A 13501-nucleotide genomic window follows, 5' to 3' on the forward strand; every position below is an offset into this window, starting at 1 on the left:
TTTCGGACCCCACCACCGAGAGCGGCAGAACCGGGCGGATAGTCAGATGACTTGTTCTCAGAACAGCACAAGGCACTTACAACATCGAGAGCCACCAGTGGTCAGTGAGAGTGAACAAAGACGACGTTCGTCGGGGATACGACGACTTGGCTCCAGTGTACGCCGAACAGCGCACTGGTGATGGAGATGGAACAGACATTCTCGCGGAGTTTCTCGATTCGCTCTCTGCGTCACCTCGCGTACTCGACGCGGGCTGCGGGCAGGGGACACCGATTCTGTCTCGGTTGGCGTCCGAAGCGGACCCGGTTGGACTCGACTTCTCGCGCGGGCAGTTGTCGCGGGCCGCCGAGAACGTCCCCAACGCACCGCTTCTGCAGGGGGATATGACGACACTCCCGTTCGAATCGAACACCTTCGATGCCGTCGTTGCCTATTGGTCGCTGATTCACGTTCCGATGGACGACCACCAGACAGTCATCGACGAGTTCGCGCGGGTCCTTCGGCCCGGTGGCCGCGTCCTCCTGTGTGAAGGGTCGGACGAGTGGGCTGGCGAGAACCCCGACTGGCTCGAAAGCGGTGTTCGAATGGAGTGGAACATCGCCGGTGCGGACGAGACGCGCGCGCAACTACAGAACGCGGGGTTCCGCGTCACCGACACGTGGGGCGCGCCAGAGACGTTGAACCCGGACGAAGGAGACGGAGAAGACGTTGACGCCGAGGACGCAGACGTAGAAACCGAGGCTGAGGACGTAGACGCAGAAACCGAGGCCGAAGAAGCAGACGGCGACGGGGAAGACAGCGACCCGTGGACATTCTTCGCCGCCCGACTAGCGTCCTAAATCGGTACCCTGTTCGACTACCGTCCGGCAGCTTCCCCAGCCGCCGCATTGTTGCTCAGTCGGCCCTGTATCCGCGGCGCGACGAGGATGAACGCGACGGCAGTTCCGGTCGCGAGAATCGCGATTGGAACCACCTGAAGCGCGTCGGCAGCGACCCAGAGCGCGCCCGCAGCGAGGAGCGACACGAATGCGGCCGGAAGCGACAGTGTCGGCAGCGACTCGTGGTCAGAAAGCCGGGACCAGCCGACGAGGCCGCCGAGCGACCCACCGAGAGCGGCAGACGCGTTTGCCGTGTGGTGCGACGCCCCGCTCGCGACGACCACTGCGAGGGCCACGGCACTGAGCCCGACCGCGAGTGCGAACAGTCGCGTCGGGTCGAGGTGGCCGGGGGCGTCGTCTGCGGCAGCGACGGTGAAGACGGTTTTCAACACGACGAGCCCGAGGAGCACGCCGACGACGACGTCGATACCGTAGTGAACCCCGATGACGACGCGGGAGAGTGCGACTGTTGCGACGATAGCCGCGGCGGCGAGGACGCGTCGCCGTCGGTCCCACACGTCGAGCAGCAGCGCGGCGGCCCCGTAGACGACCGTGGTCCCGAGTGCGTGCCCGCTTGGGAACCCGAAGCCGTCGTCGGTCGTGAACGAGACGAACAGGTCCGCGAGCGGGGCAGGCCAGTTCGGTGCCGAGGCGATGTCGGCCGTCGGCGGGCGGGGGAGCGCGAAGCCGACTTTGAGCGCCGTCACCAGCGACAGGGAGATAAACGCGAGGCCGACGAAGGAGGCCGCAGTCCGCCGCGGGCGCGCCGTGATTCGAGGGCGACAGAGCCAGTACAGCGACGTGAACGCGACGAAGAAGAACCACTGGTCGCCGAGTTGGGTGACGAGCCCGAACAGGAAGACGAGCGCGTCCGGTGCGTCCGCAAGCGCTAGCTCGCCGAAGCCGCGGGTCTGGAGGGGAAGTGCGAACCGGAACATCTCAGCCGCGGCGTTCGCGGACCGCGTCGACGGCGCGGCCGGGGAGGCCGAGCGCGTTCAGGCCGATGCCGAAAATGACGAACAGGACGTAGAGCCCGAGCGTCGACAGGAAGATGATGAGCATGGCGACGACCGCGATGAGGTCCGACTGGAGGTAGTAGAACGCGCCGAGCGTGAGGACGACGCCGTAGCCGAGCACGAGGTAGGGACCCCAGCCGCGGGCCTTGCCGCGGCGCATCCGGCGGCGGACGTAGCGCTTCAACTCGGCTTCGAGCTTGGGCTTTTCGACCGTCCGGTCCGTCACGTCGTCCTCGAACGCGTCGAGGTCGGCCCGGAGTTCCTCGACCTGCGATTCCAGCTCCTCGATGTCGGGAGCGCCGCGCGGGGAGACGGACGCGCCGGTCTTCGCGTCGCCGGCGTCCTCCGTCCGCGGCCCATCGGTGTCACCTCGGTCGTCGCTCATATCCGTACGAGCGTCATGTCGGCCTCCCGTATGTTGTACCTGCCGGTCCACTCCGGGCGGTCCCCCCGGCGTGTCACGCGGTTCCGCGGGCGGCGCGTCGCCGCCGACCCCCGCGAGGACCGCGTTGACGACCGCGCCCGAAAGCAGGATGAGCCCCGAGAAGTAGAACCATGTCACGAGCAACAGGAGCGTCCCCAGCGCACCCGCGACCGACGCGCCGGCCACCGACGCGTAGATGCCGAAGCCAATCCCGAGGACGGTCCAGCCGACAGCCGCAAGGACGGTTCCCGGGACGACCTGCCGCGGCGAGAGGTCGGCGTCGGGAAAGACGTAGTACAGCGGGAAGAACGCCGCACAGAGCGTGAGCAGCAACAGAAGCGGCGAGAGCAGTTGGAGAAACGGCACGTCGAGGAGGCCGAGGAGCGCGGTCACCACCGCGACGCCGATGGTGCCGACGCCGATGCTGGCGAGGGCGATGGTGCCGTCGCGAAGTTGGTCGAGGATACCGCCCGCCTCGGAGCCGTAGATCCGCGAAAAAGCGATGTCGAGGCCACGAAAGAGCTTCAGCGCGCCCCAGACCGTCAACGCGAGGCTCACCGCCCCGACGCTTCCCTGTCCGGTTCGGTCCGTGAGGGCCTCCTCGACGAGGTCCTGCCCGGTCGGGACGAGATACTGCTCGACGAGCGACTGGAGTTGCGCCTGCAACTCCGCGCCGCCGACCGCGGTGGCGACGACGACGCCGAGGACGAGAAGCGGAATCAGCGAGACGAGCGCGTAGTACGAGATGCTGGCCGCGAGAAACGAGATTTCCTTCTCCCGAATCGTGTCGACGACGGTCCGTGCGAGAGGGACGGCGGTTCGAATCTTGGCGCTCACGTATCACCAAAACGACACGGGAGACAAAGAAGCTACTCGCCGACGCGGCGGCGTGAGGCGGTTCCGGGGGCGGTTGCTCGGGTTCGGGGCGCTCGGGCCGCGGGGTTGCTCTCAGGCCTCGGGGTCGAGCGCGGCGGTCGCCTCGCGAATCTCCGCGACCGTCGCGTCGGTCTTGAACGCGGTTCCGTGGTAGTGCGCGGGGGTAGCGTCGTAGCCTGCGTCGCGGAGGGTTTCGAGGAACGTCTCCATCTTCGAGGCCGAGCGCCCCCAGAGCTTACACAGGCGGTGCTGGTCGAAGTGGGTCGGCGTGTCGAGTTCGACCGCGAGCGTGTCGAGGAGCTTTCGGGCGCGCTTGGCGGTCCCGAAGTCGTCCGTCACCTCGTCGCGGACGGCCTCGGCGAACGCGGGTTCGGAGACGGGACCGAGCCAGATGGGGCCGGCTTCGAGAATCCGGGTCGAGTCGCAGTTGGCGCACGCCTCGGGTGGGTGGGCGATGAGCGAGTGCTCTGCCTCGCGGTGGAGGCAGTCCTCGCAGTGATAGACGAAGCCGGTCGATTCGAGGAGTTCGTCGGCCTTCGTCGCCCGCTCGTCGAGTTCGAGATACGCCCGCGCGTAGTGGCGCGTCGCGTGCGAGAGAATTGGGACGGCCGCCTTGTCGTAGCGAGCGGCGGTGCGGACCATCGCGCCAAGGAGCGTCCGAAGGCCCATCTCGGGGTGGTAGTCGGTGTTCTGCGGGAGACAGCCGTACTTCCGGATTCCGCTTTTCTGGTGTGCACCGCACAGCGGGGCGGTGTCCGTGGCGGTGACGCAGACGAGGTCCCGGGTGTTGGCGAAGGCGGGGTCCGCGAAGGGCATCGGCGTGCCGAAGGGGTCGAGGTCGACCACGTCGAAGACGGAGTCGTACATGAGGGCGTTGGCGTTGCGGTGGACCGCCTCGCCGCCGTTGCCGGCGCGGTCGAGGTTCGACTGGGCGAGTTCGACGGCGTCGGTGTCGAGGTCGGCGCAGGTCACGTCGTAGCCCTCGGCGGCGGCGCGGACGCCCCGGATTCCCGAGGCGGCCATCGCATCGAGGTAGCTCTCGGCGCGGGGTTCGCGCTCGCGGAAGGCGCGGAGGACGGCCGCGGTGATGTCCCGGTTCAACTCCTGTGTGGGGTTGTAGAAGACATCGTCGCCGGTCCCCGCTGACGCCCCGTCGCGGGCGTCGGGAACCTCGATTTCGACGCCTCCCTCGCTCACGTGCATACCCGCAGTCCCCCGCGCGGGCGGAAACCGGTTGCGATGCGATTGTGCGACGCGATTGCGCGATTCGATTGCGGCGGTCGGTCCACCCTGCGGCATCGAATGCGTTTTCACCGCCACCGACGAAGTCGGGGACGTGGATTCGGCCGACGACTGGCGAGCGGCGCTCGCGGAGACCGGGCGGCTCTCGCCGAACATCGTGCAGGCCATCGTCGACGCCCACGGCGACCGGGGCGTCACGGCCATCGAGGCCGTCTCCGAGCGACGGGTGAAGCGCTACCGCGACTTCGACGTGGTCGTCGGCTACGACGACGAGTACGTGGTCGAAGACCGCGGCTGTACCTGCAAGGACTCCCAGTACAACCTCGACCCCGACGAGGGCGAGCGCTGTTGGCACGTCCTCGCGGTCGACGTGGCCGAGGCGCTCGGCGAGCTCGACCACCACGACATGTGGTACTCCGACGTGCGGGAATTTCTGTAACCTCAGTTCTCAACGACGCGCTCGTTCGGCCCGTCGCCGCGCCGCGAGAACGACCACAATCCTTTCCGAACCCCGCCGCGAACCTCGGGCCAACGGATGGCTGATTTCGACCTCTCTATCGACGAAAAGCGAGTGTACGCGGACAAGTCCGACAAGCAGACGGTGTACGTCGCCGCGGACGTCGGGGTCGTGACCGTGGACGTGTCCGACGACCTCGTCGGGGGCTTCCGCGTCGACCGCCGGTGCACCGCGCGGGACGCCGCCGGGTCGCCCGGGGAAGTCGCCGTCGCCACCGACGAGGACGTGCTGCTCGCGCGGGACGACGACTACCACGAACTCGACTTCGGCCCCGCGACGGCCGTCGGCTTCCACCGCAATCGCGTCGTCGCCGCGGATGACTCGGGTCGCGTCGCCCGCTTCGACGAGTCCGGGTGGACCGACCTCGGCGAGGCCGAATCGGTCCGCGCCCTCGACGGGAGCCTCGTCGCGGCCGAAGACGGCGTCTACCGTATCGGCGACGACGGTCTCTCGCACGTCGGCCTCGACGACGTGAACGACGTGTCCGACCCCGCGGGCCGTCTCGGCGGCGACTCGGGAACCCCGCTCGCCGCGACCGACTCGGGGCTGTACGCGCTCGGAAACGGCTGGATGGACACGCTCGACGGGGCGTTTTCGGCGGTCGCGTCGATGCCGGACGGCCGCGCCCACGCGGTCGGACCGGACGGCGTCGTCGCGCGCGGCGACGAGGCGGGCGCGTGGGACGACGCACCGATTCCGCTGGACGAGACGGTCGTCGCGCTCGCCCACGACGCTCGGGCCGCCTACGCCGTCACCGACGCGGGGAGCTTCTGCGTTCGGCTGACCGGAGGCGACTGGCGGACGCAGGTGCTCGGATTGGACACGGTCGGCGTCGCGGTTCGCTGACACGCGACGGGGCTGAACGCAACGAAAAGCGGTTTTACCCCCCACGAGAGACGAACGGGTATGCTCGTACCCGGCGCATCCTCCCAGGCACTCGCGGCCGCGCTCGCTTCCGAACTCGGCGAGTCGCTCGCGGCCGTCGAGTACGACCGCTTCCCCGACGGCGAGACGTTGGCCGCGGTCCCCGGCTTCGACGCCGACGCCGCCACCATCGTCGCCAGCACCGCCAGCAACGACGCCTACGTCGAACTCCTCCAACTGCAGGACGCGGTCCGCGAGGCCGGTGCGTCCGAAGTCACGACGGTCATCCCGTACATGGGCTACGCCCGACAAGACAAGGCGTTCGAGGCCGGCCACCCGATTTCGGCCCGCGCGGTCGCCCGCGCCGTGAGCACGACGACCGACCGCGTCGTGCTCGTCAACCCCCACGAGGACGCCGTCGCCGACTTCTTCGACGTGCCCGTCGACATCGTCGACGCCGCCGGGCGACTCGCCGAACCGCTCCCCGAACTCGACGAACCGCTGTTCCTGTCACCGGACTCGGGAGCCATCGGCATCGCAGAGACCGTCCGCGACGCCTACGGCGAGGGCGAGACCGACTACTTCGAGAAGGTGCGCCACTCCGGGACCGACGTGGAAATCACGCCGAGTGACGCCGACTTCGAGGGCCGCGACGTGGTCATCACCGACGACATCATCGCCACCGGGTCGACCATGAGCGAGGCCGTGACCGTCCTCGCCGACGGCGGCGCAAAGCGCGTCTTCTGTGCGACCGTCCACCCGCTTCTCGCCCGCAACGCCCGCACGAAACTCGCACGCGCCGGTATCGAACGCGTCGTCGGCACCGACACCATCGAGCGCGACGTGAGCGAGGTGTCCGTCGCGCCCGCCGTCGCCGACGAACTCGAACGGTAACAGACCACACAGTCTCTCGAAACGGTTTTCCCAGTCCCCGTATCTCGGAGTAACATGGGACGCTACGGAGACATCGATTACCCGCGGATGACCAAGACCGGCCTCGGACTGGGGCTCGCGCTGTTCCTGTTCGGCGCTGTCGGCGCGAAAGTCGCCCTCGCCATGAGCGGCGGTTCCATCCCCGGTTGGGAGCGCACGCTGTTTTTCGACGCCGAGTGGATCGGCATCGCACTGGTCCTGTTCTCGCCGATTATCTTCGGCATCGTGCTCCCCCTGACGGAGTAGATGGCCGACGCCGACCCGCGGTTCCCTGACGACGACGAGACGCTTGTCCTCAAGTCCGACTGCGCGCGCTGTCCGGCGCTCGTCGAGTGCCGAAACCGCATCTCGTGGGGCGTCGGCCCCGACGACGCGACTGTGATGGTCGTCGGCGAAGCGCCGGGCGCGGGCAACCCCGACGCCGACCGCTGGCGGGGCGGCAACTGGACCGGAATGTCCTACACGGCCCGGCACTCGGGCCGCCGTATCCGCGAGACGATGGCCGTCGTCGGCTACGAGTCGGGCGTCTTCTACACGAACGCCGTCAAGTGCTTTCCCTCGGACGGCGAGGGGTCGAACCGCGCGCCCACCGCCGCCGAAAAGGCGAACTGCCGCGACCACCTCGTCGCCGAACTCGAAGCCGTCGACCCCGACGTGGTGGTCCCGACCGGCCGCCACGCGACCGAAAGCGTTCTCGCGCTCGACGACGCCTCGCTGGACGGCTTCCTCGATACCGTCCTCGAACCCGTCGAGAGCGAGCGGTTCGGCTACACCGTGGTCCCGCTTTTACACCCCTCCTACCGCGACGTGTGGCTCTCCCGACTCGGCTACGAGTTAGACGAGTATCTGGCCGACTTGGAGTCGATTCTCCCCTAAATCCGCCGCGTCGCCGACGCGGACCGCGACGACCGCCAACTGCACCGACCGCGCCGCTCGACACCCCACATATTCATGGCCGAGGGTTGACATAGTTCGACCACACCGATGCTCGGCGACCTCATCGCGGACCTGATTCTCGAAGTCGTCTTCCGTCCCATCCTGAAGGCGATGGACCTGTTCGTCGCCGGCGTCAAGAAGCGACTGACGCGCCTTCGAGCGCGGGTCGGCGGTGAGCGCGCTGACGATGGAACCCGAGGCGACGAGGACGAGGAGAGGGACCGAATCTACAGCGACGCCGGCGACCGCGAACGGTCCGCGGAGCGGTACTGATACGACCCTGACGCCGAACCGGTCCGAACTTTCTTTTCCTCGCCAATCGACGTGCCACGTATGTCCGACTGCATCTTCTGCGCCATCGTCGACGGCGACATCCCCGGCCGAATCGTCCACGAGACCGACCACTCGCTTGCGTTCCTCGACGCCAACCCGCTCGCGCCCGGCCACACGCTCGTCGTTCCGAAGGAGCACCACGCCCGACTCGACGAGGTGCCGGCCGACGCGGCCGCCGACCTCTTCGCCGCCGTGAACGACCTCGTCCCGCGCGTCGAGGCGGGCGTCGACGCCGACGCGACGAACATCGGCATCAACAACGGCCCCGCCGCCGGCCAGGAAGTCGACCACGTCCACGTCCACATCGTCCCGCGGTTCGAGGGCGACGGCGGCAGTCCCATCCACGCCGTCGCGGGCGAGCGACCCGACCTCTCCGACGAGGAACTTGCCGACATCGAGGCGGCCATCTCGGGCTAACTCGGGTCTCGTTCCAGCCGACTCTCCTTCTCTCCGCCAATCGTGTCGACATAAACACACATAGGGCCGCCGCGAGTACCGGCTGTCGTGACAGTCCTCCAATCGTTTCGGACGGCCCTCCGAATCGTCACCGAGACGCCGGTGCTCGTCGCGTTCGCCCTCGCGTTCGGGCTCATCGGCGCGTTGAACAGCGCCTCCGGTCCAACCGGTGCCGTCGGCTCGCTCCTCCAACTCCTCGCTGTGCCGGCGCTCATCGGCGCGTTCTACACCGTCGCCGACGGCGCGCGCCCCGGTTCTGACACCGACCTGCGCGCGTCCACCGCGGCACAGCGCTACTACGTCAGCCTGTTCGGCGCGACGCTCCTCGCCGGCCTCGTCGTGGTCGTCGTCGCGATGGTCGTCGGCGGCGGCGTCCTCGGCTACATCGGGTTCGACCGATTCAACGCGGTGCTGAACGGCTCCGCGAGCCTCACGCTCGTCGAACTCGGGGCGCTCGGCGTGGCCGGCGTCACCATGGTAGCCGTCATCTACATCTTCACGTTCTTCGACACCGCCGTCGTCCTCGACGGGAAGACCGCGGGCGGGTCGCTCAGCCGCAGCGTCGACTTCGTCTTCGGCAACCTCCGGCACGTCGTCGGCTACGCGGTCGTCGCGACCGCCGTGACCTCGGTCGTCGACCTGCCGGTCCTCTGGCTCGTCAGCCTCGATGGGGCGACCACCGTCGCCGGCGCGGTGACGGCGTTCCAAGCGCCGATGTCGGCGGTCGATATCGCCGTCGTGGCCGTCGGCTCGACGGCCACCACGCTCGTCGGGCGAACCTACAAGGTCTGTTTCTACCGGGCCTGTACGGACGCCGTGCCGGGGTCTGACCCTGAAGCGGCCGACGACGAGTGGTCGGTCTAGCCCCACCGCCGGCCGTCAAAATCATCTCTGTGAGCTGAATAGTATCGTCCGGCGACACCAATTCCGGCCGACCGAAGCTATTAATTCGAGAACCCGACCAGTCGCGGTATGCCGATTCCCCCCAGAACCACCGCGCTCGTCGGCGTCGCCGGCGGCGCGGGGACGACCCGACTGACGCTCGAACTCGCCGCGGCGCTCGCGAGCGACGGCCGCGACGTGGCGGTCCTCGACGCGGCGTTCGCCACGCAGGGGCTCTCGGACTACGTCTCGGGAGCGCTCGACCCTGACGCGACGTCGCTCGTCACCGACGCAGCGGACGTGCCGCTGGAGTCGGGGCTGGTAGACTTCGAAACCGACACCGAGGGACGCGTCGCTGTCTGCCCCGCCGCGGCCCCGTTCGAGCGACTCGCGCGGGCGATGACCCCTGATGCCGCGCGGGCGTTCGAGGGTCGCATCGCCGAGGCCGCCGACAGCTTCGACCACGTGCTCGTCGACGCGCCGCTCCTCGCGTCGAATCAGACCGTCGCCGCCGCCGCGGCGTGCGACCGCGTCGCGCTCGTCGCGCCCGCCACGGACCGCGGTGCCGACGCCGTCGGTCGGCTCAGCGCTCGGGCCGCCGACATCGGTGCTGACATCGATGCGGTCGTCTCCACGTTCGGCGCGCTCGGCGACGCGGACGTGGTCGTTCCCGAGACCGAGGCGAACGACATCGCTGACGCGCCGGCGTGCCGCGACGACGCCGACCTCGCGGCGGGCGTCGCCGCGGTCGCGGAGGTCCTCCTCGACGTGGAACTCGATTCGGTGACGGCCGCCGGCGGCGTGCTCACCTCGGTCGGCGAGTACATCCGTCGCTGAATCGCGCGACGCGACGAGCGAGTTTCGAGAGAACGGACAGACGGCTGGCGAGCGCCGCCGCTCGCGAGCGTGAAAACGGGAGGTGGGGAGGCGTATCCCGCGTCAGAACTGCATGTCGGTGACCGAGCTCATGGTCTCGGCCAGCGAGTCGCGCTTCGCGACGGCCGCATCGGTGCGGTCGGTCAGCGCGCCCTCGACGGCTTCGACGAGGGGGTCGATGGGGTCGTGCGTCTCGACGTACGTCGCGAGTGCGAACTCCGACGGCTCGGCGCCGGTGAGCGCGAGCGCGTCGGCGCGCGAGATTCGTCCGTCGATCCAATCGCGGACGATACGTCGCGCCTCGGGTGCGAGGGGAATCACGCCCGCTTCGCCGCAACGGTGCAAGACTTTCGCCGCCGTGACCGGAGCGACGCCTGCGTCGCTCGCGCTCTCGCCGACTGACGTTCCCGACCCGTGTGCTTCGACAACCCGCTCCGCGGCCGCAGGCGCACAGGGGAGCGCGTCTGCGTGCGCCTCGAAGCGCTCGCGGAGGGAAACACCGGTGTCGTCGACAGTCGGAACGCAGCGCGAACGCTGCTCAGTCGTCGTCGTCTCTAACGCGGCGGCGATATCCGACAGTCCCATCGCTCGGTGGTCCGCGCCTACCGAGTAAAAGCGTTCCTAATCAGTATCAAAATTGAGTCTGTAACCTACCGATTACCGGTAGGTTCTAGCGGCAGTAATCGGGGTTCTACCCCCGATTCAACCCGTGTTTAAATACCCGTTCGCGACCGATTTTCAATTGTGATGAGCGAAGCACGTTCCCACCAGGGTTGCCCAGAATGCGACGGACACCTCGGTTTCGAAGCCGGCGAGACGGTCTGTACCGACTGCGGTCTCGTCGTTTCGGAGTACCGCATCGACCACGGCCCCGAGTGGCGCTCGTTCGCCGACGACGACCGGAACCCCGCCCGCACCGGCGCGCCGCTCACCCGCTCGCGCCACGACCGCGGGCTGTCGACCGAAATCGGCCGCTCGACGCGTATCAAGGGCCGCAAGCGCCGGCAGTTCGCCCGCATGCGCCGCCAGCACAACCGCGCTCGCATCTCGACCAAGCGCGAGCGCAATCAGGTGTACGCCTTCACCGAGATTCGCCGCGTGACGAGCGCGCTGTCGCTGCCGAACCACATCCGGGACCAGGCGTGCTCGCTGTTCGAGTCCGCCCAGAACGAGGACCTCCTGCGCGGGCGCTCGCTCGAAGGGTTCGCCGCGGCCTGCGTCTACGCCGCCTGCCGCGTCGCCGGCGTCTCCCGGAGCGTCGAGGAGGTCTGCGACGTGTCGAAGGCCACCGAGGCGGAACACCAAGCGGCCTACGGCGCGCTCAACCGCGACCTCGGCCTCCCCGTCGCGCCCGCCGACCCGACCGAGTACCTGCCGCGGTTCGCGACCAAACTCGACCTCGACAGCGACACCGAGCGCCGGGCGCGCGAGTACGTCGCCGAAGCCCGCGACGAGGGCGTCGTGGGCGGCAAGAATCCCTGCGGCGTCGCCGCGGCGTGTCTCTACACCGCGGCTCGCGACCGCGGCGAGGACTGCACGCAGGCCGAGGCCGCCGACGTGGCCGACGTGACGCCCGTGACGCTCCGCAAGACGTACGTGGCGCTCCGCGAGTGAGCCGACACCGACAGGCGACGGGACTCGCTAACTGAGACGACGGCGAACGAGACGCGAGAATCGAACTACGAACCACACGAACGGACCGAAAACGAGACGACGTTTCTACCGACCGCTTACGCGGACCGCGTCCGCGAGTTCCCGAATCCGAGTACTGGGAAGGCTCTTCGGCGACGACGCGACGACCGGCTCGAACCGCTCGACCGCCTCGGACAGTCGAGAGTCCGCGGGGACTGCCGTCGCCGGCGCGCCGAGCACGTCGGCGAAGGCGTCGAGCGGCACCTCGTCGACGACGCGGTTGACCGCGACGGCGGCGAGCCCACAGTCGAGTTCGCGCGCCAGCTCGCGGGTCCGCACCGCGTCGGCCAGTGCGTACCCCTTCGGTGACGCGACGACGAGGCAGGCGTCGGCGACGGTGAGCGGGACGCCGGCGTCGGCGCGCATCCCCGCGGGACAGTCCACGACCACGTCGCCGTAGGCCGCTTCGACCGCGTGAAGCGCGTCGGCGAGGAGGCGCACGTCGGCCGCCCGCGCACCGGCGAGCGTCCGCCCGCACGGGAGAATCGAGACCGGGCCGCCCGAGCGGACGGCTTCGAGCGGATCCGCGCGCCCCGCGAGCACGTCGTGGAGATCTGGGCCGGGCGCGTACGGGAGGTTCGCCATCCCGAGGTCGGCGTCCACGACGACCGCGCCTAGCTCCGCCGCGAGTTCGAACGACAGGGTCGATTTCCCGACGCCGCCCTTCCCGGAGACGACCGCGAGAATCACGCGAGCCTCCGGAGCGCGTCCACGTCGGGGTCGGCGTCGGCCGCGCGGTCCGCGAGCGCCGTCGCGCGCGCCGCCAGTTGACGAAGGCGCTCGCGGTCCGAATCGAGCGATTCGAGCGCCTCGACGCCGGCATCGGCCTCCGAGAGCGTCGCCGCGGCGTCCGCGACCGACGCGCCGTCCAATCGCTCGGCGAGGTCGATGCGACGCTCGAGCGCTGTGAGCGGACCCAGCGGCTCCGGCGGCTCCGCTTCGAGTGACTGCTCAGTCTCGTGACCACGCTCTACGGGGCACCCGACCGCCGCCGACACGTCGGCGTCCGTGGGCTGTTCGGACGGTTCGGGACGTTCGGAGCGAGTCCGAGGTGCGGGACTCGGGAGCGGGTCGCGGCGCTCCCCATCTGACGCGTCGCTCGTCGTGCTGGGTGTCGGTTCGGACGTCTCCGACTCCGGCGTCGTCGTCGGCAGGTCAGAAGCGACGGGAACTGCATCGGCCGGCGGCCGCGCCGAACCGAGCGTTCGAACCGCATCGTCGGGCGTTGAGCCCGTGGTCCGCTCCGCGCCGTCGGCGCGGCCGAGCGCGCTCACGTCGACCGCGCGGTCGGGGAGGTCTCGAACCCCCGGAGAGCCGGCCGTCGGTGACGGAGAGACAGCGTAGCCGAGCGCGACCGTCGAGCCCGCGGGGACGACACCTTCGAACCCGTCATCGTCCCAGCCGGCTTCGGGAACGCCGGCGCGACGCGGCGGCAGCACCGACCCGTCGAGTCGGTTGCGAAGCCTGACGCGACGGTCGACCGGTGCGTCGTTGTGGACTCGGACCGAGACGAGGGCAACACCGTCGTCTACGGTCACGTCGATATCGGAGTGCATGGCGGGGCTGGCCGCCGCTT

17 protein-coding genes are annotated in these 13501 nt (G+C 69.1%); 11 read left to right on the top strand and 6 right to left on the bottom strand.

Annotated features, from left to right (window positions below):
* The first annotated feature begins 110 nt into the window (after positions 1–110).
* On the top strand, positions 111–839 hold the full coding sequence (locus tag AM590_RS06810) for a class I SAM-dependent methyltransferase (protein WP_058826800.1): 729 nt from the start codon (positions 111–113) through the stop codon (positions 837–839).
* 17 nt (positions 840–856) lie between these two features.
* On the opposite strand, the gene AM590_RS06815 is transcribed toward AM590_RS06810, so the two are convergent.
* The 3 genes from AM590_RS06815 to AM590_RS06825 form a co-directional block, all read right to left on the bottom strand.
* Positions 857–1816 carry a phosphatase PAP2 family protein gene (locus tag AM590_RS06815; protein WP_058826801.1) on the bottom strand — a complete coding sequence of 320 codons (960 nt, stop codon included), beginning with the start codon at positions 1814–1816 and terminating at the stop codon, positions 857–859.
* A 1-nt stretch (position 1817) separates the two neighbouring features.
* Positions 1818–3155 carry a YihY/virulence factor BrkB family protein gene (locus tag AM590_RS06820; protein ID WP_058826802.1) on the bottom strand — a complete coding sequence of 446 codons (1338 nt, stop codon included), beginning with the start codon at positions 3153–3155 and terminating at the stop codon, positions 1818–1820.
* Between the two features lie 111 nt (positions 3156–3266).
* A complete protein-coding gene (locus AM590_RS06825) occupies positions 3267–4397 on the bottom strand; it encodes a tRNA (guanine(26)-N(2))-dimethyltransferase (protein WP_058826803.1) in 1131 nt (376 codons plus the stop codon).
* Positions 4398–4530: 133 nt separating this feature from the next.
* Here AM590_RS06825 and AM590_RS06830 point away from each other — a divergent pair, with 133 nt between their 5' ends.
* The 9 genes from AM590_RS06830 (at position 4531) to AM590_RS06870 (ending at position 10194) form a co-directional block, all read left to right on the top strand.
* Complete coding sequence (locus AM590_RS06830) at positions 4531–4875, top strand: SWIM zinc finger family protein (protein ID WP_058826804.1); 345 nt, start codon at positions 4531–4533, stop codon at positions 4873–4875.
* Between the two features lie 96 nt (positions 4876–4971).
* Entirely contained in the window at positions 4972–5799 is an 828-nt protein-coding gene (locus AM590_RS06835; RefSeq protein ID WP_058826805.1) for a hypothetical protein, read from the top strand.
* Positions 5800–5859: 60 nt separating this feature from the next.
* Complete coding sequence (locus AM590_RS06840) at positions 5860–6711, top strand: ribose-phosphate diphosphokinase (RefSeq protein ID WP_058826806.1); 852 nt, start codon at positions 5860–5862, stop codon at positions 6709–6711.
* Positions 6712–6765: 54 nt separating this feature from the next.
* Positions 6766–6996 carry a hypothetical protein gene (locus AM590_RS06845; protein WP_058568293.1) on the top strand — a complete coding sequence of 77 codons (231 nt, stop codon included), beginning with the start codon at positions 6766–6768 and terminating at the stop codon, positions 6994–6996.
* Positions 6997–7626 carry a uracil-DNA glycosylase family protein gene (locus AM590_RS06850; protein ID WP_058826807.1) on the top strand — a complete coding sequence of 210 codons (630 nt, stop codon included), beginning with the start codon at positions 6997–6999 and terminating at the stop codon, positions 7624–7626.
* Positions 7627–7734: 108 nt separating this feature from the next.
* Positions 7735–7959, top strand: a complete 225-nt coding sequence (locus AM590_RS06855; protein ID WP_058826808.1) for a hypothetical protein — start codon at positions 7735–7737, stop codon at positions 7957–7959.
* Between the two features lie 60 nt (positions 7960–8019).
* The gene (locus tag AM590_RS06860) at positions 8020–8436 is read left to right on the top strand and encodes an HIT family protein (protein WP_058826809.1); all 417 of its coding nucleotides are present in this window, start codon (positions 8020–8022) and stop codon (positions 8434–8436) included.
* Between the two features lie 87 nt (positions 8437–8523).
* Positions 8524–9339 carry a hypothetical protein gene (locus tag AM590_RS06865; RefSeq protein WP_058826810.1) on the top strand — a complete coding sequence of 272 codons (816 nt, stop codon included), beginning with the start codon at positions 8524–8526 and terminating at the stop codon, positions 9337–9339.
* A 108-nt stretch (positions 9340–9447) separates the two neighbouring features.
* A complete protein-coding gene (locus tag AM590_RS06870) occupies positions 9448–10194 on the top strand; it encodes a cell division inhibitor (protein WP_058826811.1) in 747 nt (248 codons plus the stop codon).
* 102 nt (positions 10195–10296) lie between these two features.
* Here the strand turns inward: AM590_RS06870 and AM590_RS06875 are convergent, their stop codons facing one another.
* On the bottom strand, positions 10297–10818 hold the full coding sequence (locus AM590_RS06875) for a hypothetical protein (RefSeq protein ID WP_008091324.1): 522 nt from the start codon (positions 10816–10818) through the stop codon (positions 10297–10299).
* A gap of 162 nt (positions 10819–10980) precedes the next feature.
* Between AM590_RS06875 and AM590_RS06880 the strand changes: the two genes are divergently transcribed.
* Positions 10981–11847, top strand: coding sequence for a transcription initiation factor IIB family protein (locus tag AM590_RS06880; protein ID WP_058826812.1), 867 nt, complete (start codon positions 10981–10983; stop codon positions 11845–11847).
* Between the two features lie 105 nt (positions 11848–11952).
* Here the strand turns inward: AM590_RS06880 and AM590_RS06885 are convergent, their stop codons facing one another.
* Positions 11953–12615, bottom strand: a complete 663-nt coding sequence (locus AM590_RS06885; RefSeq protein WP_058826813.1) for a P-loop NTPase — start codon at positions 12613–12615, stop codon at positions 11953–11955.
* Complete coding sequence (locus AM590_RS06890; protein ID WP_058826814.1) at positions 12612–13481, bottom strand: hypothetical protein; 870 nt, start codon at positions 13479–13481, stop codon at positions 12612–12614. Before AM590_RS06890 ends, AM590_RS06885 begins: the two co-directional genes overlap by 4 nt.
* Positions 13482–13501: the final 20 nt, after the last annotated feature.

This window comes from Haloferax sp. Q22, assembly GCF_001482285.1.
Lineage (GTDB): Archaea > Halobacteriota > Halobacteria > Halobacteriales > Haloferacaceae > Haloferax.